The sequence below is a fragment of the Enterobacteriaceae endosymbiont of Donacia cinerea genome (assembly GCF_012569925.1).
In the GTDB taxonomy this organism is placed as follows: Bacteria; Pseudomonadota; Gammaproteobacteria; order Enterobacterales; family Enterobacteriaceae.
Genome location: NZ_CP046204.1, coordinates 186,377 through 210,403, shown reverse-complemented (window position 1 = coordinate 210,403; position 24,027 = coordinate 186,377). Strand labels below are relative to the sequence as shown.

The following is a 24,027-nucleotide window of genomic DNA, read 5'->3' as shown; positions in this document are numbered from 1 at the left end:
TTTTATGTAATTTAAAATTCTGATAATTAAATTTTATAATTATAGAAATAATTTATTATTTAATGAATATATCATATTTTATATATGATTAATTTTTAAAAAATTTTTATTTTTAATGTAATTTTAAAAAAAATATTTTTATATATATTTATCATAATTAAATATGAAAAAATTTTTAAAATTTTAAAAAAAAATATAGGTGAATTATAATATAATTAATTCACCTATTTAATAAAATTAAATTTTTTTTAAAATATATTTATTAATTAATATTAAAATTATTTATATTTTATATAATTTTGATAAATATTTTATTTTTTTTAATTATTAAAATTATATATATTAAAAAATATTTTTATATTATAACCATTTTTTTCTTTTAAAATAAAAATAAGGAGCTAAAGCTGAAATTACCATTATAACAATGGCATATAAATAACCATATTTCCATTTTAATTCTGGTAAAACAGAAAAATTCATACCATAATTAGATGCTACTAAAGTAGGGGGTAAAAAAATAACTGATACTAATGAAAAAATTTTTATAATTCTATTTTGTTCTATATTAATAAAACCCATTGCTGCTTGTACTAAAAAATTAACTTTTTGGAATAATGATTCATTATGAGGTAAAAGAGATTCAATATCTCTTGAAATTTCTCTAGCTTGTTCTATTTGAATTTTTGGTAATCTAGTTTTCCTCATTAAAAAATTTACTGCTCTTTGTGTATCCATTAAACATAACCTTACTTTCCATCCAATATCTTCTAATTCAGCTAAAGTAGAAAGTGCATTATTAAATTGATCATTCTTATGTTCTTTCATAATAATACAACTAAGTAATTCTAGATGACTATATATATTTTCTATTTCATCAGCTAATTGTTCAATTTTAGTATCTAATATATCTAATAATAATTCATAAGGATTTCCATAAATCATAGTATTATGTTTATGCATACGTATTCTATATAAACGAAAGGCAGATAATTCTTTTTCTCGTAAAGTATATAATCTACCATTTTTAATGGTAAATGCAACTGTAGTTGTACCAGCATGTTCATTTTTATTTTTATAAAAAAAGAAAGAATGTATATGTAATCCTTCTTGATTTTCAAAAAATCTTGCTGATGCTTCTATATCTTCTAATTCAGGTCTAGTAGCTAAGTTTTGTCCTAATAAATAATAAATTTTCTTTCTTTCAATATTTTCAGGTTTTATTAAATCAATCCAAATTGCATCTAAAAGATTATTATAATTATTATCTAATTTTAGATAAACTAAATGTTTGTTATATATTTTATATGCATTTAACATAATAACTCCTAATTAGGATATTATTTTAATTAATATTAAATAAATATATTTATTTTTTAAATTTTATTTTATAAATATATTTAATTTTTTATATATAAGATTGTATATAATTAGACATTATCCATTTTATTAGTGTATTATTAAATTTAATTTGTAACTTTTTATTATTTTTAATAATTTCTATTTTTAGAATAATTCCTTTACCAAAAATTTGATGATAAACTATTTGTCCTATAAAATATTTTTTTTTATTTACGAAATCATTACTATTTGATATAAAGGAAATATTTTTTTTCAAATAACTAATTTTTTTAATACAATTTTCTGGTAGTTCATTAATAAATCTTGATGGTATTGAATTAATTTCTTTACCATATAAATAACGGTTTTTTGTATAAGTTAATGTTAATTTTTTTTTTGCTCTAGTAATACCTACATAAGCTAAACGTCTTTCCTCATTTATATTATCATTAGTAAAAGAAATTTTACTAGGGAAAATACCTTCTTCCATACCTATTATAAAAACTTCAGAAAATTCTAACCCTTTAGATGCATGAATAGTCATCATTTGTATATAATTATTAGTATTTTGATTTATTTTATTCACATTAACATCTTCTTTTAATAATGTTTGTGAAAGAAAATCTACTAATAAAGTATTTTTAGAAAATAATTTATTTGTATTTTTTAATGAAATTTTTGTAAAATAAACAGCTGCATTAATTAATTCTTTTAAATTATTTATTTTATTAAAATTTTTTTCGGACAAACAACTTTTGTTATACATTTTCCATAATCCAGAATTTTTTATGGTTTCCTGAATAATTATTGGTAATGATTTATTCTTCAAATTATTTTTTAAAGATTTAATTAATATAATAAATTTTTTTAATGCATTAAATGACATAGTATTTAAATATTTTTTATTTTTCAAAATATAAAGACTAGATTTCCATAATGTTAAAAAATATTTTTTAGAAACATATTTTATTATACTTATTGTATTATCGCCAATCCCTCTTTTCGGAATATTTATAATTCTTTCAAAAGAATTATCATCATTATAATTAGATATAAATCTTAAATATGATATAACATTTTTTATTTCTTGACGTTCAAAAAAACGTATTCCTCCGTAAATTTTATAAGGAATACAAAATTTTAGCATAATTTCTTCTAAAATACGAGATTGAGAATTATTTCTATAAAGAATTGCACAGTTATCTAATTTTATATTTTTTTTTATAAAATTTTTATCTATATATTTTGCAATATATTGTGCTTCATCAAATTCATTTAATGCAAAATATATAGAAATAAGTTTTCCATTTTCTTTTTGAGTCCATAATTTTTTTTTTAATCTAATATTATTATGAGAAATTAATTTATTTGCAGCTTTTAAAATATTTGAAGTAGAACGATAATTCTGTTCTAATAAAATTGTTTTAACATTATCAAAATCTTTTAAAAAAAGATTCATATTTTCAATTTGTGCACCTCTCCATCCATAAATTGATTGATCATCATCACCAACAAGAACAATTTTAGTATTATAATATTTATTATATAATAAAGAGATAAATTTATATTGTATATCATTTGTATCTTGAAATTCATCAATTAAAATATTTCTAAATCTTTTTTGATATATTTTTAATATATGAGGATTATATAAAAATAATTTATATAAATATAATATTAAGTCATTAAAATCAATAACTTCTATAATTTTACAATAATTTTGATATTCACTATATATTTTAGATAAATTAATATTTTGTACATTATTCACATAAATATAATTTTTTTTCTTATTAAAAAAATTATTTTTAAAATTATTTATATATTTTAAAATATTATTTATTGAATAATTTTTATCTTGCAAGGATAATTTTTTTAAAATTTTTTTAATTAACATTTTTTGATCAGAAACATCTATAATCTGAAAATTTTTTGTTAATTTTGCTTCTATATAATGAATTCTTAATATATAATAAGCGAAACTATGAAATGTTCCTATCCAAATATCATTTTTTTTACAATTTTTTATTAATAATGTAATTCTATTTTTTAATTCTAGTGCTGCTTTATTTGTAAAAGTAACAGCTAAAATAGATTTAGGAGAACAATTTTCTTTATAAATTAACCATGCTATTCTACGAATTAATACAAGTGTTTTTCCACTACCAGCTCCAGCTAATATTAATAAATTTTTTCTAATTTCAGATACAACTTCTCTTTGTTTACTATTTAAATTTTTTAATAAATTAATATCTTTCATTTACTAATATACCATAATTAAAATAAAATTTATTATAGTATTATTTTACCATCATAAACATAACTAGCACTTCCCTCCATATATAATTTATTATTATTTCCTTTCCAGAAAACAGTTATCTTACCTCCAGGTAGATGAACAAAAACTTTGTTTAATAAAATATTTTTTTTAATTCCTATAGCAGCAGCTGCACAAGCACCTGATCCACAAGATTTAGTTTCTCCTACTCCTCTTTCAAAAACTCTTATTTTTATATTATTAACATTTAAATATTGCATAAAACCTACATTAATTTTTTTTGGAAATAATTTATAATTTTCAAAAAATGTACCTATTAATGATACTGCAGTATTTGATACATCTTTAACTTGAATAACACAATGTGGATTTCCTAATGAAACAACATTAAAATAAATATATTTATTTTGAAAAAAAAGTTTATAAGTATTTTTAATACTATTTGTAATAAATGGAATTTCTTTTGGATTAAATAAAGGAATACCCATATTTACAGAAATAATATTATTATTTAATAATTTTAAATATAATAAACGATTTTTTGTACTTACACATATTTCATTTTTTAATATTAATTTTTTTATTCTCAGATATAAAGCAAGACAACGTGCTCCATTACCACATTGTTCTACTTCGTTACCATCAGCATTAAAAATTCTATAATGAAAATCAATATTTTTATTTGATGATAATTCTACTAATAATAATTGATCAAATCCTATTCCTAAATATCTATTAGATAATTTTTGTATTATTTTTTTTTCAAAGAAAAAATTTCTTTTTATATTGTTTATAATAATAAAATCATTACCTAATGCATGCATTTTAGTAAATTTTATTTTCATATAATATATTTTAAATTTTAAAAAAAAAGAATAAATTTATTTTTTTTTATTTATTACGGATACTGTATAATTTTTATTTCCTATTATGATTATATCAGCACATCTTTTAGTAAATAAACCAACTGTTACAATTCCAGGAATATTATTTATATATTTTTCAATTTTAACAGGATTATCTAAATTTAAATTATATACATCTAATATTAGATTACCATGTTCTGTAACTGTATTTATACGAAGTTTTGCAATAGCTCCTATATAAGATAATTTTTTAATAATAAAATTTTTTGCTAAGGGTATAATTTCTATAGGAACCGGATGTATACCTAAATATTTTACATATTTTGATTCATCAACAATACAAATAAATATTTCTGATAAACTTGATATAATTTTTTCATTAGTTAGTGCAGCTCCTCCTCCTTTTATCATTTGCATTTTATGATTAATTTCATCAGCACTATCAAAATATATACCAATTTTTTTTATTTTATTAATATTTAAAATATTAAAATTATATTTTTTTAATTTTTTTGTAGAATTTTCAGAGGCAGATATTATACCTTTAATATTATGTTTTTCAGTAGATAAAAGATCAATAAAATGAGATATTGTTGTTCCTGATCCAATACCAATAATATTATTATTTTTAATATATTTTATTGCAACTTTAGCTGCAATCTTTTTTAGTTTATTAAACATATATATTTATATCTTTATATAAGATATAATCTATATTATATTAAGTATAATAATTTGTAAAAAATTATTTTATTTTAATTAAATTAGTTAAGACAATCATATAAAATTATAAATATATTATCATATATAACAATATATTTAAATTAATTAATTTTATATTAATTTTATTTAATAAATCATATTATGAGATTTTTTATGAGAAAATTAAAAAAAATTTTTTGTGTACTTTTTTTTCTTAGTATATTAACTATAACACATAAAAATATCAATGCTAAATTATTACCTTTTGGTTTAACTAAAAAATATGATAATCAATCATTGCCAAGTTTATCAAAAATATTATTAAAAGTTGTTCCTTCAGTTGTTAGTATTAATGTTCAAGGAAGTACTTTTGTATCACAATTTAATTTACCTTCTAAAATACAAGAATACTTAAATGAACATTTTTCATTATGTAAAGAAGGATCACCATATGAAAATACGCCTCTTTGTGGAAATAGTAATAATATTCTTGAACAAAAGTTTCATTCAATTGGATCGGGTGTTATTATAAATTCTAAAAAAGGTTTAATTATTACTAATAATCATGTTGTTGATCATGCTAATTATATTTTAGTAGAATTACATAATGGAAAAACTTATGAAGCAAAAATTATAGGAAAAGATCCACAAACAGATATAGCTTTAATACAAATTAAAGATAAAACAAAAAATTTAAAAGATATTAAAATAGCTAATTCTGATAATTTAAAAGTTGGTGACTATACTATAGCAATAGGTAATCCATATGGTTTGGGAGAAACTGTTACATCAGGAATTATATCTGGATTAGGAAGAACAGGACTTAATATTGAAAATTTTGAAAATTTTATTCAAACAGATGCCGCAATTAATAGAGGTAGTTCTGGAGGGGCATTAGTTAATCTAAATGGAGATTTAATTGGTATAAATACCGCTATTTTAACTCCTAATGAAGGTAATATTGGAATTGGATTTGCTATACCTAGCAATACTGTTATTAATTTAGTTAAACAATTCATTAAATTTGGTAAAGTTAAAAGGGGTTCTTTGGGAATTTATGGAGTAGATCTTGATCCTCAATTAGCTAAAGTTATGCATGCTTCTAATGTAAGTAAAGGTATTTTTATACGAAAAACTAAATCATTTAAAAATAATAAATTACAACCTGGTGATATTATTGTTACATTAAATGGTAAAAAAATATATAGTTTTACTTTATTAAGAGCAAAAATAAGTACCCTTATCAAAGGTACTATTATTCGATTAGGTATCGTAAGAAAAGGTGTTTTTAAAATAATAAAAATAAAATTAAATGATTATTGTAATGATGATTCTGAAAAAAATGCCATGTATTATGGAATAGAAGGAGGATATTTAAATAATATTATTTTAAAAAAAGAAATTTTCTTTTTTAAGAAATTTAAAAAAAATGCAGTAAAAGTTGTAAAAATAATCCCTAATTCTCCTGCATCAATGATAGGTTTAAAAAAAGGTGATATAATATTATCTATTAATAAGCAACGTACAAAAAATATAAAAGATGTAAAAAAAATTTTAGATAAACATCCATTATTAATTCTATTATATATTATGAGAGGAGAAAAAAGATTTTATTTACTTAATTAAAAAAAAATATAAATTTTATTGAAATAAATTTGAAAATATACCATACTATCTAAAGTAATAATGGCCCTTTAGCTCAGTGGTTAGAGCAAACGACTCATAATCGTTAGGCCGTTGGTTCAAATCCAACAAGGGCCAGATTATATTAAAATATATTTTTTGTTCATATTAATTTAAAATATAAGTAGATATACTATATCTTAGTGTTTAGCCGAATTAAATTTAGATTTAAATTAATTTTTATTTAAATTTAAAAATTAGGAAAAATATGTTAGAAATCCATTTAATACAAAATAAACTAAAAGAAATAAAAGAAAAAAATATTTTTATTAGGGGGTTTCTTTAATTATTCAAAATATCAAAAAAAATTATTAATAATAAAAAATAAACTTAAAAATCCCGATATTTGGAATAATATTTATTACACCCTTACTTTAAATAAAAAAAAAATAAATATAGAAAATTTATTATCATCATTAGATGAGATTAACCAAGAAATTATTGATATTAATGAATTAATTAATTTAGCTATTGATACTAATGATAAAAAAATATTAAAAGAATCTATAAAGATATTGTCTAATATACGAAATAAAATAAATATTTTAGAATTAAAAAAAATTTTTATTAAAAAAAATGATGAAAAAAATTGTTTTATTGATATACAAGCTGGATCAGGAGGAATAGATTCCCAAGATTGGGCAAAAATGATAATGAAAATGTATGTAAAATGGGCAGAAAAAAAAAATTTTAAAGTAAAGATAATACATGAATCTTCAGGAGATATTATAGGAGGAATTAAATCATCTACATTACATATTATAGGTCATTATGCTTTTGGATGGTTACGTACAGAAAATGGTATTCATCGTTTAGTTAGAAAAAGTCCTTTTAATTCAGCAAGAAGAAGACATACATCTTTTGTTTCAACATTTATCTATCCAGAAATTCAAGATAATATTAATATATCTATTAATTCAGAAGATTTGCGTATTGATGTATATCGATCTTCAGGAGCAGGAGGACAACATGTAAATCGTACAGAATCTGCTGTTCGTATTACACATATTCCAACTGGATTGGTAACACAATGTCAAAGTAATAGATCACAACATAAAAATAAAAGTCAAGCTATGAAACAAATAAAATTTAAATTATATGAATTACAAAATAAAACAAAACAAAAAATACAAAAAAAAATAGAAAAAAATAAATTTAATATTAGTTGGGGATATCAAATACGTTCTTATATATTAGATAACTCGAGAATTAAAGATATAAGAACAGGAATTGAAATTAATGATGTACAATATGTACTTAATGGTAATTTAGATAAATTTATTCAAGCTAGTTTAAAATTAGGTTTATAAATATAGAATAGGATTATTTATTATGTCTGAAAATAAAAAAAATTTTAATGATAATATTAAAAATATAAATAATAATGAAATAAAATTTCGACATAAAAAATTAACAGAATTAAGAAACAATAATAATATAGTTTTTCCTAATGATTTTAAAATTAATATTTCATTAAATGAAATATATAAAAAATATGATCATAAAAATCATTTTCTAAAAAAAAAATTATTTCATATTGCAGGACGTATTGTAAATTTAAGAATTATGGGTAAAGCTTCTTTTATTAATATTCAAGATTATACTAGAAAAATACAAGTTTATGTGTCTCAAAATAAAATTTCTTTAAAAGAATATAAAAAATTTTTAGAAAAATATGATATTGGAGATATTATAGGTGTAGTTGGTTATCTTTTTAAAACTAAAATTAATATTTTATCTATTTTTTGTAAAAAAATCTATTTATTAACAAAAGCAATTCGACCATTACCTGATAAATATCATGGTTTACAAAATAAAGAGATAAAATATAGAAAAAGATATTTGGATTTAATTGTTAATAAAAAAACACGTAATATTTTTCAAAAAAGATCTCAAATTATATTAAATATTCGTGATTTTATGTATAAACAAGATTTTATCGAAGTAGAAACACCTATGATGCATAATATCCCTGGAGGAGCTGTAGCTAGACCATTTATAACATATCATAATACTTATAATCAAAATATGTATTTACGTATTGCTCCTGAACTTTATTTAAAACGTCTTATAATTGGAGGTTTTAATAAAATTTTTGAAATTAATAGAAATTTTAGAAATGAGGGTATTTCAACTCAACATAATCCTGAATTTACTATGATGGAATTATATATAACATATTCCGATTATCAAGATTTGATGATTTTATTTGAAAAATTGTTTAAAACAATCTATAAAATAATATTTAAAAATTATTTATTAAAATACGATAATTATATTTTTGATTTAAAAAAAAAATTTAATAAATTAACTATGAAAGAATCTATTATATATTTTTATCCTGATTTTTCTTTAGAAAATTTAGAAAATACTAAAAAACTAATAAAAATTGCTGATTCATTAAATGTTAAAATAAATAAAAACTGGAGTCAAGGTAAAATTATTTCTGAAATTTTTGAAGAAAAAATTTCAGATAAAATTATAGAACCAACATTTATTACAGAATATCCCATTGAAATCTCTCCACTATCAAGAAAAAATGATTTAAATCCTTTATTTACTGATAGATTTGAATTTTTTATTTGTGGTATGGAAATAGCTAATGGTTTTTCCGAACTTAATGATCCCGAAGAACAAAAAAAAAGATTTGAAGAACAACAAAATTTTAAAGATATAAATAATGATAAAAATATTTATAAAAATTTTTATGATCAAGATTATATAGAAGCATTAGAACATGGACTACCCCCTACAGCTGGTTTAGGTATAGGTATAGATAGATTAATTATGTTATTTACTAATATAAAATCAATTAGGGATGTAATCTTATTTCCAATGTTAAGACCTATTTAGTAGACTTATTATTTTTTCAGTTTTTTTAACTAAAGCTATAAAATTTTCTATTTCTAAAGAAGCTTTACCTATTAAAAATCCATTAATAATGTTTTTTTTAAAAAAAGTATTTATATTAGAATAATTAACAGAACCACCATATAAAAAATATATATTTTTTGCTACTTGTTTATTTAAAGAAGATATATATTTTTTAATAAATAAAATAATTTTTTGTATTTCAGAAAAATTAGCATTTTTTCCGGATCCAATAGCCCAAACAGGTTCATAAGCTATGATTGTTTTATTTAAAATATTAATATTACTGTTTTTAATTATATTATTAATTTGTTGAATAAATATTTTTTCTGTTTGATTATATTTTTTTTGTTCTTCAGTCTCTCCTAAACATAAAATTGGAATTAATCCATTATTTTTAATCAAAATAAATTTTTGGGATACTAAATTATTACTTTCATTATGAAATAATCTTCTTTCTGAATGTCCAGTTATAACATATTTTATACCAATATCTTTTAACATTTTAATAGATGTTTCACCAGTAAAAGATCCTTGTAGGTGAATATCAACATTTTGTGCTGTTAAAGATATAGATGTATTTTTTAAAAAATTATTTATATAGTTTATATAAACATAAGGAGGAGCTATAGATAAATTACAAAAAGATAAAGAATTATCTATTTTTTTTGTCATTAAATTAATATTTTTATTAATAAATTTTAAATTACCATTTAATTTCCAATTAGCAATAATTAAAAATTTTTTCATCTTTATTCTCTTTATAATAAATTATATTACCAATATCTCTCGGATGTTATATTGCCATTTTTATTTTTTAAATTTTTAGAAAAACCTTTATTTTTTTCTAAAAAATCTTGTGTTTGTTTTATCATTTCTGGATTACCACATAACATTACATGACTATTATGAGAACTAATTTTTATTCCAATTTTCTTTTCTAGTTCTCCATTTTTAATTAAATTAGGAATATAACCATATAAAAAATTATTAATATTAATATTTCTAGTTAAAATAATTTGAATAATTAATTTATCAAAATAATTTTTTTCAATTTTTTTTACTAAATTTAAATAATTAAAATCTTCTATATATCTAACAGAATGTACTAAAATTATTTTTAAAAATTTTTTGAAACATACTTTATCTTGTAATATTGAAAGGTAAGGTCCTATACCGGTACCTGTTGATAACATCCATAAATTTTCACAAGGTTGAATATTATTTAAAATAAGATTACCTGATGCATGTTTAGAAATAAAAATTTTGTCGTTAATTCCCAAATTATATAAATATGGACTTAATTTTCCTTTTTTAATATTAGAAATATAAAATTCATAATTTTGATTACTTGGAGAATTAATATAAGAATATGCTCTTTTTATTTTTTTACCATTAATATCTAATGCTAATTTAGTAAATTGACCTGCATAAAAATTATGAATTTTTGCATTTATAATAATACTAAATAAATTTTTTGTCCAGTATTTTATTTTTTTTATTTTACCAATACTCCATTCTGTCATATTTTGCCTTTTATTTTATCAAAAATATTATTAAAAAATATATCATAAATAATATATATCATATATATTATATAAAAAAATTAATAAATAAAAACTTTTTATTAAATTTGAAAAATATTTCAACAAAATTTATTAATTTTATTAATCTTTTTTTATAAAAAATATTATTCATTTACATATTTTTTATATAAATTTTTTATTGAATCAAGTAATGTAATACATTACTATTAATAGTAGTAAATATATTTATTATATAAATAATAAAAGGGGTGTAGTTTAATTGGTAGAATATTGGTCTCCAAAACCAATGGTTGAGGGTTCAAATCCCTCCACCCCTGAAAATTTAAATAAATTTATATTAATATTTAATAATTTTCCAAAAATTTTAAATAACATATCAAATAAAATAAAAAATCATATTTTTAAAATTTTTTAAATTTAAATAAATTACGTTGAATTATGCATTTTATTTAATAAAATCAAAGAGGTTAAAATATGAATGGAGCACAATGTATAATTCAAGAATTAAAAAAACAAAATGTTAAAATAGTATTTGGATATCCTGGTGGAGCAATTATGCCTCTTTATGATGCATTATATGATGGAGGTATTGAACATATTTTATGTAGACATGAACAAGGAGCAGCTATAGCTGCTATTGGATATGCTAGAGTAACTGGAAAAGTAGGAGTTTGTATCGCTACTTCTGGACCAGGAGCTACTAATTTGATTACAGGAATTGCCGATGCTATGGTAGATTCCGTGCCTATTATTGCTATTACAGGACAAGTATCACTTTCATTAATTGGTACTGATGCTTTTCAGGAAATAGATATTATAGGTATGTCTTTATCATGTACTAAACATAGTTTTTTAATTACTTCATCACTAGAATTATCTTCAACAATACAAAAAGCTTTTTTTATAGCATTATCTAATAGACCAGGTCCTGTATTAATAGATATACCTAAAGATATACAATTATCTAATCTACCAAAAATTATTAAATTAAAAAATAAAAAAAATAATTTTATTAAAAAATTAAAATTTTCAAAAAAAAAAATTATTAAAGCTAATTACTTATTAAAAAAATCTAATATGCCTATATTATATATAGGAGGTGGTGTTAATATAGGTAATGCAGTTATAACATTAAGAAAATTTGTCAAAAATTCTAAAATACCTACAGTTGTAACATTAAAAGGTTTAGGTACTATAGATTATAATGATCCATATTATTTAGGAATGTTAGGTATGCATGGAAGTAGAGCTGCTAATTACACTGTACAAAAATGTGATTTATTAATAGCTATTGGAGCTAGATTTGATGATAGAGTAACAGGTAATATAAAAAAATTTGCCCCTTCTGCAAATATTATTCATATGGATATAGATCCTGCTGAAATTAATAAAATTTGTAAAGTAAAAGTAGAATTATTAGGAAATTTAAATCATTTAATTCCATTATTAGAAATTCCTCAAAATATTTTAAAATGGCAAAATTATATAAAAAAAATAAAAAAAAAATATTCCTATAAATATAATTTATTTACGAAAAATAATAAAATTTATGCTCCTTTTTTACTTAAAAAATTATCAGATATCAAAAAAAAAAATACTATTATTACTACTGATGTAGGACAACATCAAATGTGGGTAGCTCAACATATAACTTTTTCTAATCCTAAAAATTTTATTACTTCTGCTGGATTAGGAACAATGGGGTTTGGATTACCTGCAGCTATTGGTGCACAAATTGCTAAACCTAATAATAATGTTATATGTATTACAGGAGATGGTTCTTTTGTAATGAACATTCAAGAACTAAGTACAATTAAAAGGAAAAAATTACCTATAAAAATTATATTACTAGATAATAAAAGATTAGGCATGGTGAGGCAATGGCAACAACTTTTTTTCAGTAAAAGATATAGTGAAACTACTTTATATGATAATCCTAATTTTATAAAATTAGCTAAATCTTTTGGAATATCAGGACATAGTATCAGTTATACAAATGAAATTGAAGAAAGTTTAAAAAAAATTTTATTTATAAATAAACCTTATATATTACATGTTTCAATTAATGAATATGATAATGTTTGGCCCTTAGTTCCTCCAGGATATAGTAATGATAATATGATGGAGAAAGATTAAATGAATAAATATCAATTATTGATTAAAACAAATATGAGTCCTGAAATTAGTGAAAGAATAATAAGAATTATTCGTCATAGAGGATTTTTAATTAAAACTATAAATATTAATGTAGTAAAAAAATTAAAAAATATTAATTTTAAATTAATAGTAGAGAGTTATAAATCTATTAATTTTCTAGTTAATCAAATTAAAAAATTAATAGATGTATTAGATATAATAATAATATCATAGATTTTATGATAACATTATTTTAAATATAATAAGGAAATATAATAATGTCTATGAAAAAGGCAGATTTTATTTGGTTAAACGGTGATATTATAAAATGGAATGATGCTAAAATTAGTGTTATGACTCATGCATTACATTACGGAACATCTGTTTTTGAAGGTATGAGATGTTATAAAACATATAAAGGACCTGCTATTTTTCGTCATAAAGATCATATTATTCGTTTATATAATTCTGCTAAAATTTATCGTTTTCCATTAAAATTTACTATACAAGAGATAATGAATGCCGTTCATAGATTAATTAAGATTAATAATCTTGACGAAGCCTACATTAGAATTTTAGCATTTATAGGCGATGTTGGTTTAGGTATTAATCCACCTCAAAATTATTATACAGATATAATGATTAGTACATTTCAATGGGAAGATTATCTCGGTAATAATACAAAAAAAAATGGTATTCATGCTATGGTATCTTCTTGGAATAGAATGAAACCTAATACTATACCTAGTTTATCTAAAGCAGGTGGTAATTATTTGTCTTCTTTGTTAATTGGAAACGAAGCTCGTCGAAATGGATATGATGAAGGTATTGCTTTAGATAGTTTCGGTTTTGTTTCAGAAGGAGCTGGAGAAAATATATTTAAAATTAAAAATAATATTTTATTTACTCCTCCAATTACTTCATCTATCCTTCCAGGAATTACTAGAGATTCAGTTTTAAAAATAGCAAAGAATTTTAATTTAAAAATAAAAGAATGTTTAATTCTAAGAGAATCTTTATATTTAGCTGATGAAATATTTTTAACAGGAACAGCTGTTGAAATTACTCCTGTTTGTAGTATAGATAATATATCAATTAATGATGGTAAAAGAGGAAAAATTACAAAAAATATACAAAAAGCATTTTTATATTTACTTAAAGGAAAAATAAAAGATAGATGGAATTGGTTAGATCATATTAAAAAATAATTACTTTTTATTAATTTAAAAAAAAGAAGAATAGTATGCCTAATTATCGTTCGTTTACTACAACAAAAGGCCGTAATATGGCTGGAGCAAGAGCTCTTTGGAGAGCAACAGGAATGAATGATGAAGATTTTAATAAACCTATTATTGCTATAGTTAATTCTTTTTCAGAATTTGTTCCTGGACATATACATTTACGATCATTAAGCAAAATTATTGCTAATGAAATTAAAAACAATGGAGGAGTACCAAAAGAATTTAATACTATAGCAATAGATGATGGTATAGCTATGGGACATAATGGAATGTTATATTCTCTACCTTCTAGAGAACTTATTGCAGATTCTATCGAATATGTTATAAATGCACATTGTGTTGATTCTATGATTTGTATATCTAATTGTGATAAAATTACTCCAGGAATGTTAATGGCTAGTTTACGATTAAATATACCAACCGTATTTATATCTGGTGGCCCAATGGAAGCAGGAAAAATTAATATAAAAGGAACTAAAAAAATAAAAAAAATTGATTTAGTAGATGCTATGGTTCAATCGGGGATATCAGAAAAATCAAAAGAATATCTAAAAGATATTGAATTGAATGCATGTCCTACTTGTGGTTCTTGTTCTGGGATGTTTACAGCAAATTCTATGAATTGTATAGTAGAAGCTTTAGGTTTAGCATTACCTGGAAATGGATCTTTATTATCTACACATATCAATCGTAAAAAATTATGTATAAAATCTGCTCATAAAATAATAGAAATTACAAAAAAATTTTATTTAAAAAATAAAATTAATTTTTTACCTCAAAATATTGTTAGTCAAAAAGCATTTGAAAATGCAACAATGTTAGATATTGCGATGGGTGGTTCAACAAATACAATATTACATCTATTAGCTTTATCACAAGAAACTAAAGTACAATTTAATTTAAAAAAAATTGATCAATTATCAAAAAAAACACCATGGTTATGTATGGTGTCTCCAAGTACAAATAAATTTTATATAGAAGATTTTCATAGAGCAGGTGGAGTTATAGGAGTTTTAGGAGAATTAAATAAAATAGGATTAATAAATAAAGATGCTAAAAATATATTAGGATTAACAATAGAAGAAACAATTAATAAATATGATATAACAATTACAAAAAATATAAAAATAAAAAAATTTTATCAATCAGCTCCTGGTAATATAAAAACAATACATCCTTTTTCACAAAATAAAATATGGAATAACTTAGATATTGATAGAAAAAAAGGTTGTATACGTGCATATAAGTATGCATTTAGTAAAGATGGAGGATTAGCAGTCTTATATGGTAATCTTGCTAAAGATGGATGTGTTGTCAAAACTGCTAGTGTAAATAAAAAATTACTGATTTTTAAAGGTAAAACAAAAGTATTTGATAGTCAAGAATCAGCAATATATGCAATTTTAAATAAAAAAATTTTTCCCGGAGATATTATTATAATAAGATATGAAGGACCTAAAGGAGGTCCAGGTATGCAAGAAATGTTATATCCTACATCTTACTTAAAATCCATGAAATTAAATAATAGTTGTGCTTTAATTACTGATGGAAGATTTTCTGGAGGTACTTCTGGATTATCTATAGGTCATGTTTCTCCTGAAGCTGCAAGTAAAGGAATTATAGCTTTAGTAAAAAATGGAGATATTATTAATATTAATATTCCAAATAGATCTATAATTTTAGATGTTTCATCTGATGAATTAAATAATAGAATAAAGAAAGAAAAAAAAAGAGGTAATCTAGCCTATACACCTTTATTAAAAAGAAAAAGAAAAATTTCTTTTGCATTGAAAACATATGCTTATTTTGTTACTAGTGCTGATAAAGGAGCAGTAAGAGATAAGGATAAATTAAATTAATAATAATTAATATTTTTTTTAAAGAATAAATTAAATTATTTATTAATTAATATATAAATCTTTTTTGTAATAAAAAATATTTTTAAAATTTAAATTTAAAACTAAAAAAATTTTTATCAAAATTAATTATATTAAATAAATAATTAAATAATTTTAATTTAAAATATATATAAATTTTTTACTAAATAGTAAAATAATATTTATTCAGATTTAATAAATATTTTTGTTAAAAATGTTTATTAAACTAATCAAATATGAATTTTTTTTATTATAATAAAGGATTACTAAATGAATAATTATTTTAATAATTTAAATTTTCGTAAAAAATTAAAAAATTTACAAAAATGTAGATTAATGAGACTTGAAGAATTTATAGATGGTATAAAATATTTAAAAAATAAAAATATTGTTATTATAGGTTGTGGATCTCAAGGATTAAATCAAGGATTAAATATGAGAGATTCTGGACTAAATGTTTCTTATGCATTAAAAAAAGAATCTATAAAAAATAAAAATTTATCTTGGCAAAGAGCATATAAAAATAATTTTCATATTGGTTCATATAAAGAATTAATACCTGATGCTGATTTAATAATTAATTTAACTCCTGATAATAATCATCATAATGTTTTACAAAATATTAAACATTTAATAAAAAAAGGAGCTACATTAGGATATTCTCATGGTTTTAATATTATTGAAGAAGGAGAAAATATTTCTAAAGATATTACAGTAATTATGGTAGCGCCTAAGTGTCCTGGTACTGAGGTAAGAGAAGAATTTAAAAGAGGTTTTGGTGTACCATCCCTAATAGCTGTACATCAAGCTGTCCATCAAGGCAAAAATAATAATATTAATGGATTTAATATTGCTAAATCATGGGCTTTTTCAATCGGAAGTCATAAAGCTGGTGTATTAGAATCATCTTTTTCTGCAGAAGTAAAATCAGATTTAATGGGAGAACAAACAGTATTATGTGGAATGTTACAAACAACATCTATTTTATTATTTGATAAATTATTAAAATTAAATATTACTCCATCATATGCTTCACAATTAATTCAATTTGGTTGGGAATATATTACAGAATCTTTAAAACAGGGAGGTATTAGTTTAATGATGGATCGATTAGATAATTTTAGAAAAATACGTGCTTATGAATTATCATTAATTTTAAAGAAAAAATTAAAACCTTTATTTAAATTACATATTGATAATATAATTTCAGGTAAATTTTCTAAAGAACTTATAGAAGATTGGAATAATAATAATATTAATTTAATAAAATGGAGAAAAATATATAAAAATAATAATTTTGAAAAAACTGAAAATATTAAAACTTCTCACATAGAAGAACAAGAGTATTTTGATAAAGGAATTGTAATAATAGCGATTATTAAAAGTAGTATTGAATTATCATTTGAATTAATGATAGAATCAGGAATATCTGCTGCATCAGCATATTATGAATCATTACATGAATTACCTTTAATAGCTAATACTATTGCAAGAAAAAAACTATATGAAATGAATAAAGTAATATCTAATACAGCTGAATATGGTAGTTATTTATTTTCCAATAATGCAATTCCGTTATTAAAAAATTTTATAAATAATCTTACATCAGAAGATTTAGGTATTATAAAAATAAAAAACAAACTTATAAATAATAAATATTTACTTAATTTAAATCATAATATTAGAAATCATCCTATTGAAAAAGTAGGTTATATTTTAAGAAATTATATGACTCATATGAAATCTTTAACTAATATTAAAAAATAAAATAATTACTCTCTTTATTTTATAAAGAGAGTAATTTACAATTAAATAACGTTTTAATTAATTATTAATTATTTATTTTTAAAAAAATTATTATTTAATTTTAAATTTTATTTTATTATATAAAATTCTAATATAGAATATTTATATAAAAAAATAATATAAATATGTAAATAATACATAATTATTTTAATGTATTTTTATATGAATTATGGAGAATAAATTGAATAATAAAGCCATAATATTAATGGAAGATGGAACTAAAATTTTTGGAACATCTGTAGGAGTTAATGGAATAGTTATAGGAGAAATAGTATTTAATACTGCTATTACTGGTTATCAAGAAATAATTACTGATCCTTCTTATTATAAACAAATTATAACTTTTACATATCCCCATATTGGTAACGTAGGAACTAATTTAGAAGATAATGAATCATCAAAAATTTATTTAAAAGGAATTATTATCAATAATTTATCAAAAAAAGCAAGTAATTATCGTAGTACTGAAAATTTAGATATATTCCTTAAAAAAAATAATATTGTTGCTATTGAAGGAATAGATACTAGATATTTAACTAGATTAATATGTAATAAAAAAATTAAAAAAATAGCATTAATTGTTACTAAAGGATATTTAAATTATGAAAATATTATTAAAAAAATTAATAAATATAATGGACTACAAGGATTAAATTTAATTAAAGATATTACAACAAAAATAAATTATTCTTGGATTAAAGGTAATCAAGATACTAAATTAATTAGATATTACAAATTTTCTATGCATATTATAGTAATAGATTTTGGTGTAAAAACAAGTATTTTAAAAATGTTTGTAGATAGAAAATGTAAAATTACTGTTGTATCAGCTTTTACCAGTTATGAAAATATAATTTTATTAAATCCTGATGGTATTTTTTTATCTAATGGCCCAGGAGATCCTACTCCTTGTTTTTCTATAATAAATACAATAAAAAAGTTTTTAAAAATAAATATTCCAATTTTTGGTGTCTGTTTTGGTCATCAAATATTAGCTATTGCAAGTGGAGCAAAAATAAAAAAAATGGATATTGGTCATCATGGAAGTAATCATCCTGTTAAAGATTTAAAAAATAATAAAGTATTAATTACTACTCAAAATCATGGTTTTACTATTGACAAAAATCATATCCCTAAAAATATAGAAATTACACATAAATCTTTATTTGATAATACTATACAAGGAATTCATTTTATTAATAAACCATTTTTTGGTTTTCAAGGACATCCTGAAGCTAGTCCTGGACCACATGATGCATCTATTTTATTTGATTATTTTATAAAATTAATTCAAATATATTGTAAAAAAAAATATAAGAGATTATAAAAATGCCAAAACGTACTGATATAAAAAATATTATGATTTTAGGATCTGGTCCAATTATAATTGGACAAGCTTGTGAATTTGATTATTCGGGCACTCAAGCATGTAAAGCTTTAAAAGAAGAAGGATATAATTTAATTTTAGTAAATTCTAATCCTGCTACTATTATGACTGATCCTGATATTGCTAATATTACTTATATAGAACCTATGAATTGGGAGAGTATTGCTAAAATTATAGAGAAAGAAAAACCTGATGTAATTTTACCTACGATGGGTGGTCAAACAGCATTAAATTGTATTTTAAATTTAGAAAAAAATAACATTTTAAAAAAATTTAATGTAAATACTATCGGAGTATCTATTGAAACCATAAATAAAGCAGAAAATCGTTATTATTTTGCAAATTTTGTAAAAAAATTAGGGTTTAATATACCTAATTCTATTATTATTCATAATATTAATGAAGCATTAAATAATATTAAAAAAATTGGTTTTCCATGTATTATTAGACCATCATTTACTATGGGTGGTAGTGGGGGAGGAATTGCAAATAATATAACAGAATTTGAAAAAATTTGTAAAAATGGCTTAAGTTTATCTCCCAATCATGAATTAATTATTGATGAATCATTAATTGGGTGGAAAGAATATGAAATGGAGGTTATCAAAGATCAAAATAGTAATTCTATTATTGTATGTTCTATTGAAAATATAGATCCTATGGGTATTCATACAGGAGATTCAATTACAGTAGCACCAGCACAAACTTTATCTGATAAAGAATATCAAATAATGAGAAATGCATCCATATTAATTATGGATTCTATTGGTATTAAATCAGGAGGAGCTAATGTTCAATTTGCAATTAATCCAATAACAGGAAAATTAGTAGTAATTGAAATGAATCCTCGTGTGTCACGATCATCAGCATTAGCATCTAAAGCAACAGGTTTCCCAATTGCAAAAATATCAGCTAAACTTTCTATTGGATATACATTAGATGAATTAGTAAATGATATAACAAGTAATCACATTACTGCAGCTTTTGAACCTTCTATCGATTATATAGTTACTAAAATACCTAGATTTAATTTTGAAAAATTTCATAATGTTAATGATAGATTAACAACACAAATGAAATCAGTAGGTGAAGTTATGTCTATAGGTAGATCTTTTCAAGAATCACTTCAAAAAGCATTATGTAGTTTAGAAACAGGAATTAATGGTTTTAATCCTAAAATTAATATAATTAAAAATAAAAAAAATTTTAATTTAATTATAAAAGAATTAAAAAAACCAGGTCCTGATAGAATCAGGTTTATTGCAGATGCTATAAGATTAAATATATCAATAAAAGATATTTATTATTATTCAAAAATAGATAAATGGTTTTTATTACAAATAAAAGATCTCATTAATATTGAAAATAAAATAAAAATATTAGGTATTAAATATTTATATGATAGAGAAAATTTTTTTAATTTAAAAAAAAAAGGATTTTCTGATGCTAGATTAGCAAATTTATTAAATATATCTGAAAATAAAATAAGAAAATTACGATATAAATTAAATATACATCCAGTATATAAAAGAGTAGATACATGTTCTGCAGAATTTAAAACAGATACTGCTTATATATATTCAACATATGAAATAGAATGTGAAGCTAAACCTAGTAAAAATACAAAAAAAGTCATAATTTTAGGAAGTGGTCCTAATCGAATAGGACAAGGTATTGAATTTGATTATTGTTGTGTACATGCATCAGTAATATTACGTAAAAATAATTTTGAAACAATTATGATTAATTGTAATCCAGAAACTGTCTCTACTGATTACGATATTTCAGATCGTTTATATTTTGAACCTATTACATTAGAACATGTATTAGAAATTATTAGAATAGAAAAACCACAAGGAGTAATTATACAATACGGAGGACAAACTCCATTAAATTTAGCTAAAAAATTAAAAAAAGAAAATATTAATATTTTAGGTACTAGCCCAAGATCTATAGATCTTGCTGAAGATAGAAAAAAATTTCAATATATTATTAATTCTTTAAAATTAAAACAATCTCCTAATTATATAGTAAATAATTTAAATGAAGCTTTAATAAAAGCAAAAATTATAGGTTTTCCTATTATAGTCAGACCTTCTTATGTTTTAGGTGGAAGATCTATGGAAATAATATATAATGAAGATAATTTAAAAAATTATTATTTATTAAATATAAAAAATAATATTTCTGTTTTATTAGAAAAATTTTTACAAGATGCTATAGAAGTTGATGTTGATGCTATTTGTGATAGAAAAAATGTTTTTATAGGAGGTATTATGGAACACATTGAATATGTAGGAGTTCATTCTGGAGATTCTGCGTGTTCTTTTCCTACACGTACCTTAAGTAAAAATATTTTAAATAAAATTAAAATTCAAACTAAACAACTAGCTATTAGAATTAATGTATGTGGATTAATAAATATCCAGTTTGCTATAAAAAATAATAAAATTTATATAATAGAAGTTAATCCTAGAGCATCTAGAACAATACCCTTTATTTCTAAAGCAATAAATATACCATTAGCAAAAATGGGTGCATTAGTTATGATAGGTAAAACTTTATTAGATTTAAATCTTAATAAAGAAATTATTCCTCCATATTTTTCCGTCAAAGAAGTAATGTTACCTTTTAATAAATTTGATAATATAGATCCTATTTTAGGTCCTGAGATGAAATCTACGGGAGAAGTTATGGGTATAGGATTTTCTTTTGCTGAAGCATTTTATAAAGCAATGTTAGGAACTAAAGTTTTTATAAAACAAAAAGGCATTATATTAATATCTATACAAAACAAAGATAAAAAATTAATTTTACCAATAGTACAAAAATTAATAAATTATGGATTTAAAATCGAAGCAACAAATGGTACTGCTCAATTTTTACAAAAATTAAATATATTAGTGAAAAAAGTCAGAAAATTTAATGAAAAAAAACCAAATATAGTTAACTTTATAAAAAATAAAAGATATACTTATATAATAAATACTAGAGAAAAAAAACAGTGTACTAAAAATTCCAATTACATTGGAATTTTAGCTTTAAAAAATAATATTTATTATAATACAACTATTAATGGAGCTAAAGCTAGTGTAAATGCTATGAAAACTAATTTAAAAAAAAGAGTATTTTCTTTACAAGAATTACATAGTTATTTATTAAAATAAAAAATTTTATTATTTTAATAATAAATATTTTAATTTTTAGAAACATTATTTTTATAAAAATTATATGTTAAGTAATATAGAAAGAAAAAATATAAAAAAAAAAAATTATAATGTAAATAATTCATTAAAAATTTTTAATTTAAATAATTTACAAATTTTAAATATTAAAGGTCCTGATAGTAAAATATTTTTACAAAATCAATTAACTATTAATATTAATAAATTAGATAATAATAATTATTTAAATGCTTTACATTGTAATTCTCAAGGAAGAATATTAACAAATATGCATATTTTTAAAAATTCTAATAATTATTATAAATATATTATTCAAAAAAATATATTAGAAATATATTTAAAAAATATTAAAAAATATACTTCGTTATATAATATAAAAATTTTTTTAGATTCAAGAGAAACAATTTTTGGTTTATCAAGTAAAAATTTAAAAAAAATTGTTTCTGAAATTTTTAAAAAAAATAATGTTTTATTAAAAAATAAAACATTATTTTTTTTTAAAAAAGACATTTTTTTAAAATTTTGTTATTCTAATTATTATTATTTTTTAGTTTTATCAAAAAAAAATATTAAATTTTTTATGCAAGAATTTTATTCTAAAAAAATAATTTACACTATAAATAATAATATTTGGAATGAATTTTACATGAAAATAGGTTATCCTATTATTGATATTAATCATAATTGTAATTTATTTTTTCCTCAACAAAGTAATATGGAAACATTTAATGCTATTGATTTTAATAAAGGTTGTTATTTAGGACAAGAAATAATTAGTACTTTAAAGTTTAAAAACAACAAAAATAAGACATTATTCTTACTAGAAGGTAAAACTAATTTTTTACCATTATTTAATGATTTATTAGAAATTCAAAATAATAAAACCAAAAAATGGCAAATAATAAGAGGTAGTATTATTTTAAAATCACTAATACTTAAGTCTAACTTAATTTGGATACAAGTTATATTAAAAAATAATATTTTAAAAAATTCTTTGATTAGACTAAATAAAGATAAAAAAAGTATTTTTTCTATTATTAAAATTTTTAATAATTAAAAGAATATTTTAAAAGATATAAATTTTTATATTTTTTTTAATTTTACTTATAT

17 protein-coding genes and 2 tRNA genes are annotated in these 24,027 nt (G+C 20.6%); 13 read left to right on the top strand and 6 right to left on the bottom strand.

Annotated elements, in window-relative coordinates; translation table 11 throughout:
- Positions 1 to 360 precede the first annotated feature (360 nt).
- The 4 genes from corA to rpiA all read right to left on the bottom strand — a co-directional run bounded on the left by corA (position 361) and on the right by rpiA (position 5,163).
- The gene (gene corA, locus GJT94_RS01000) at positions 361 to 1,317 is read right to left on the bottom strand and encodes a magnesium/cobalt transporter CorA (RefSeq protein ID WP_168894285.1); all 957 of its coding nucleotides are present in this window, start codon (positions 1,315 to 1,317) and stop codon (positions 361 to 363) included.
- 88 nt (positions 1,318 to 1,405) lie between these two features.
- Complete coding sequence (locus tag GJT94_RS00995) at positions 1,406 to 3,598, bottom strand: UvrD-helicase domain-containing protein (protein ID WP_168894284.1); 2,193 nt, start codon at positions 3,596 to 3,598, stop codon at positions 1,406 to 1,408.
- Between the two features lie 32 nt (positions 3,599 to 3,630).
- Complete coding sequence (dapF, locus tag GJT94_RS00990; protein ID WP_211080456.1) at positions 3,631 to 4,455, bottom strand: diaminopimelate epimerase; 825 nt, start codon at positions 4,453 to 4,455, stop codon at positions 3,631 to 3,633.
- 42 nt (positions 4,456 to 4,497) lie between these two features.
- The gene (rpiA, locus tag GJT94_RS00985; RefSeq protein ID WP_168894282.1) at positions 4,498 to 5,163 is read right to left on the bottom strand and encodes a ribose-5-phosphate isomerase RpiA; all 666 of its coding nucleotides are present in this window, start codon (positions 5,161 to 5,163) and stop codon (positions 4,498 to 4,500) included.
- Between the two features lie 195 nt (positions 5,164 to 5,358).
- Here rpiA and GJT94_RS00980 point away from each other — a divergent pair, with 195 nt between their 5' ends.
- From GJT94_RS00980 to lysS, 4 genes are all read left to right on the top strand, one after another.
- Positions 5,359 to 6,810, top strand: a complete 1,452-nt coding sequence (locus tag GJT94_RS00980; protein ID WP_168894281.1) for a Do family serine endopeptidase — start codon at positions 5,359 to 5,361, stop codon at positions 6,808 to 6,810.
- Between the two features lie 62 nt (positions 6,811 to 6,872).
- Positions 6,873 to 6,945, top strand: a tRNA-Ile gene (locus tag GJT94_RS00975).
- A gap of 130 nt (positions 6,946 to 7,075) precedes the next feature.
- Positions 7,076 to 8,177, top strand: a protein-coding gene (gene prfB, locus GJT94_RS00970) for a peptide chain release factor 2 (protein ID WP_168894280.1) whose coding sequence is annotated in 2 segments (ribosomal slippage) — positions 7,076 to 7,150 and positions 7,152 to 8,177 — 1,101 coding nt in all. Because the reading frame shifts where the segments join, the coding sequence is not laid out codon by codon here.
- Between the two features lie 22 nt (positions 8,178 to 8,199).
- On the top strand, positions 8,200 to 9,720 hold the full coding sequence (gene lysS, locus GJT94_RS00965) for a lysine--tRNA ligase (RefSeq protein ID WP_168894279.1): 1,521 nt from the start codon (positions 8,200 to 8,202) through the stop codon (positions 9,718 to 9,720).
- Here lysS and tpiA read toward each other — a convergent pair.
- Positions 9,706 to 10,488, bottom strand: a complete 783-nt coding sequence (gene tpiA / locus GJT94_RS00960; protein WP_168894278.1) for a triose-phosphate isomerase — start codon at positions 10,486 to 10,488, stop codon at positions 9,706 to 9,708. The genes lysS and tpiA overlap by 15 nt on opposite strands.
- A gap of 26 nt (positions 10,489 to 10,514) precedes the next feature.
- Entirely contained in the window at positions 10,515 to 11,264 is a 750-nt protein-coding gene (locus GJT94_RS00955) for an FAD-binding oxidoreductase (protein WP_168894277.1), read from the bottom strand.
- A 265-nt stretch (positions 11,265 to 11,529) separates the two neighbouring features.
- On the opposite strand from GJT94_RS00955, the gene GJT94_RS00950 reads away from it, so the two are divergent.
- The 9 genes from GJT94_RS00950 (at position 11,530) to ygfZ (ending at position 23,974) form a co-directional block, all read left to right on the top strand.
- Positions 11,530 to 11,602 (top strand) — tRNA-Trp (locus GJT94_RS00950).
- Between the two features lie 157 nt (positions 11,603 to 11,759).
- Positions 11,760 to 13,421 (top strand): acetolactate synthase 2 catalytic subunit, encoded by a 1,662-nt coding sequence (ilvG, locus tag GJT94_RS00945; protein WP_168894276.1) that lies wholly within the window; start codon positions 11,760 to 11,762, stop codon positions 13,419 to 13,421.
- Entirely contained in the window at positions 13,422 to 13,655 is a 234-nt protein-coding gene (gene ilvM / locus GJT94_RS00940; RefSeq protein ID WP_168894275.1) for an acetolactate synthase 2 small subunit, read from the top strand.
- A gap of 44 nt (positions 13,656 to 13,699) precedes the next feature.
- Complete coding sequence (locus GJT94_RS00935; RefSeq protein ID WP_168894274.1) at positions 13,700 to 14,629, top strand: branched-chain amino acid transaminase; 930 nt, start codon at positions 13,700 to 13,702, stop codon at positions 14,627 to 14,629.
- Between the two features lie 35 nt (positions 14,630 to 14,664).
- Entirely contained in the window at positions 14,665 to 16,521 is a 1,857-nt protein-coding gene (ilvD, locus tag GJT94_RS00930) for a dihydroxy-acid dehydratase (RefSeq protein ID WP_168894273.1), read from the top strand.
- A 288-nt stretch (positions 16,522 to 16,809) separates the two neighbouring features.
- Entirely contained in the window at positions 16,810 to 18,306 is a 1,497-nt protein-coding gene (gene ilvC, locus GJT94_RS00925) for a ketol-acid reductoisomerase (protein ID WP_168894272.1), read from the top strand.
- Positions 18,307 to 18,526: 220 nt separating this feature from the next.
- Positions 18,527 to 19,672: a glutamine-hydrolyzing carbamoyl-phosphate synthase small subunit gene (gene carA / locus GJT94_RS00920; RefSeq protein WP_246208900.1), complete on the top strand. Its 1,146-nt coding sequence runs from the start codon at positions 18,527 to 18,529 to the stop codon at positions 19,670 to 19,672.
- A gap of 2 nt (positions 19,673 to 19,674) precedes the next feature.
- On the top strand, positions 19,675 to 22,899 hold the full coding sequence (gene carB, locus GJT94_RS00915; protein WP_168894270.1) for a carbamoyl-phosphate synthase large subunit: 3,225 nt from the start codon (positions 19,675 to 19,677) through the stop codon (positions 22,897 to 22,899).
- A gap of 64 nt (positions 22,900 to 22,963) precedes the next feature.
- The gene (gene ygfZ / locus GJT94_RS00910; RefSeq protein ID WP_168894269.1) at positions 22,964 to 23,974 is read left to right on the top strand and encodes a CAF17-like 4Fe-4S cluster assembly/insertion protein YgfZ; all 1,011 of its coding nucleotides are present in this window, start codon (positions 22,964 to 22,966) and stop codon (positions 23,972 to 23,974) included.
- Positions 23,975 to 24,027: the final 53 nt, after the last annotated feature.

Excerpts from the sequence above, each read along its gene's own strand:
- corA (WP_168894285.1), bottom strand. The coding sequence starts at position 1,317 with ATGTTAAATGCATATAAAATATATAACAAACATTTAGTTTATCTAAAA.
- GJT94_RS00995 (WP_168894284.1), bottom strand. The coding sequence starts at position 3,598 with ATGAAAGATATTAATTTATTAAAAAATTTAAATAGTAAACAAAGAGAA.
- rpiA (WP_168894282.1), bottom strand. The coding sequence starts at position 5,163 with ATGTTTAATAAACTAAAAAAGATTGCAGCTAAAGTTGCAATAAAATAT.
- GJT94_RS00980 (WP_168894281.1), top strand. The coding sequence starts at position 5,359 with ATGAGAAAATTAAAAAAAATTTTTTGTGTACTTTTTTTTCTTAGTATA.
- lysS (WP_168894279.1), top strand. The coding sequence starts at position 8,200 with ATGTCTGAAAATAAAAAAAATTTTAATGATAATATTAAAAATATAAAT.
- tpiA (WP_168894278.1), bottom strand. The coding sequence starts at position 10,488 with ATGAAAAAATTTTTAATTATTGCTAATTGGAAATTAAATGGTAATTTA.
- GJT94_RS00955 (WP_168894277.1), bottom strand. The coding sequence starts at position 11,264 with ATGACAGAATGGAGTATTGGTAAAATAAAAAAAATAAAATACTGGACA.
- ilvG (WP_168894276.1), top strand. The coding sequence starts at position 11,760 with ATGAATGGAGCACAATGTATAATTCAAGAATTAAAAAAACAAAATGTT.
- ilvM (WP_168894275.1), top strand. The coding sequence starts at position 13,422 with ATGAATAAATATCAATTATTGATTAAAACAAATATGAGTCCTGAAATT.
- GJT94_RS00935 (WP_168894274.1), top strand. The coding sequence starts at position 13,700 with ATGTCTATGAAAAAGGCAGATTTTATTTGGTTAAACGGTGATATTATA.
- ilvD (WP_168894273.1), top strand. The coding sequence starts at position 14,665 with ATGCCTAATTATCGTTCGTTTACTACAACAAAAGGCCGTAATATGGCT.
- ilvC (WP_168894272.1), top strand. The coding sequence starts at position 16,810 with ATGAATAATTATTTTAATAATTTAAATTTTCGTAAAAAATTAAAAAAT.
- carB (WP_168894270.1), top strand. The coding sequence starts at position 19,675 with ATGCCAAAACGTACTGATATAAAAAATATTATGATTTTAGGATCTGGT.
- ygfZ (WP_168894269.1), top strand. The coding sequence starts at position 22,964 with ATGTTAAGTAATATAGAAAGAAAAAATATAAAAAAAAAAAATTATAAT.